This is a genomic window from Streptomyces monashensis (genome assembly GCF_001866665.1).
In the GTDB taxonomy this organism is placed as follows: domain Bacteria; phylum Actinomycetota; class Actinomycetes; order Streptomycetales; family Streptomycetaceae; genus Streptomyces; species Streptomyces monashensis.
This window is the reverse complement of record NZ_MLYO01000071.1, coordinates 1-1,224: the sequence shown is the minus strand read 5'-3', so window position 1 is coordinate 1,224 and position 1,224 is coordinate 1. Positions and strand designations below refer to the sequence as shown.

Annotated in this window: 2 protein-coding genes; both read left to right on the top strand. The window is 68.7% G+C overall.

Features of this window, described 5'->3' with window-relative positions:
* Positions 1-8 precede the first annotated feature (8 nt).
* The gene (locus BIV23_RS36165; RefSeq protein WP_425443562.1) at positions 9-845 is read left to right on the top strand and encodes an IS5 family transposase; all 837 of its coding nucleotides are present in this window, start codon (positions 9-11) and stop codon (positions 843-845) included.
* 70 nt (positions 846-915) lie between these two features.
* Positions 916-1,212 (top strand): hypothetical protein, encoded by a 297-nt coding sequence (locus tag BIV23_RS36160; RefSeq protein ID WP_071385203.1) that lies wholly within the window; start codon positions 916-918, stop codon positions 1,210-1,212.
* Positions 1,213-1,224 lie beyond the last annotated feature (12 nt).

The following is a 1,224-nucleotide window of genomic DNA, read 5'->3' as shown; positions in this document are numbered from 1 at the left end:
AGCAGTGGTTGGTGCTGGAGTCGTTGCTTCCTGCGGCGGGTGTGAGTCGCAGGTCGCCGGGTCGGCGGCGGCTGGTGGACGGTGTGCGGTGGCGGGTTCGGACCGGTGTCCCGTGGCGTGATCTGCCAGATGAGTACGGTCCCTGGCAGACCGTGTACGGCCTGTTCAGGCGCTGGCAGCGGCAAGGGGTATGGGCAAGGCTGCTGACGTTGTTGCAGGCCCGGGCTGATGCGGCCGGGCTGATCACCTGGGAGGTGAACGTCGACTCCACGATCTGCCGGGCCCACCAGCACGCGGCTGGCGCCCGCCGGGACGGCGCCGGGCAGAAGGAACCGCCCGGCGGGGTCACCACCGAGCCGGACGACCACGGGCTGGGAAGGTCGCGGGGCGGGTTCACCACGAAGATCCATCTGGCCTGTGAGCAGGGCCAGAAGCCGTTATCGCTGCTGGTTACCGCCGGACAGCGGGGTGACAGCCCGCAGTTCGAGCCGGTCCTCAACGCAATCCGGGTGCCCAGAAGGGGTAGCGGCCGGCCGAGGAACCGCCCGCTGCGAGTGCGGGGCGACAAGGCGTACTCCTCGCGCGCGAACCGTGCCTACCTGCGTAAACGCGGGATCAGGTGCACGATCCCGGAGCCGGCCGACCAGATCCGCAACCGCAAGCGTCGTGGCCGCGGGGGCGGCCGCCCGCCCGCCTTCGACTCTCAGGACTACAAGGCCCGTCACGCCGTTGAGTGCGGGATCAGCCGCCTCAAGCAGCACCGTGCGGTCGCCACGCGCTATGACAAGCTCGCGGTTCGTTTCGAAGCGGCCGTCCACGTCGCGGCGATCCACCAGTGGCTGTGAACCGCAGGCGGGGCCGGCCCGCCGTGCCATGCTGACCAACGGATTCGAGCAGCACGGACAGGGAGGGCCTGTGGCCGCTGAGTACTACTGCGCCGACAGCGAGAACGGCGACCACGTCGACGACCCGTCCGAGGACGCCCTGTTCATGCTCATAAGCGACCTGAATGACGCGGACAACACCTTCGTCGTCATCCAGCCGGACGAGGACGAACCTGCCTGGTTCGCCTCCGTTGCCGTTCTGGACGAGGGGGGCTACGAGGTCGTTCGGCGCGACACCAACCGTCGCGAGCACGAGGTTAGCATCGAGACCGCTATCGGCCGCATCGCTGGCGACCTCACCAAATGGCTGGCCGCCCGCGCTTCCTAAAACACGGCCTAG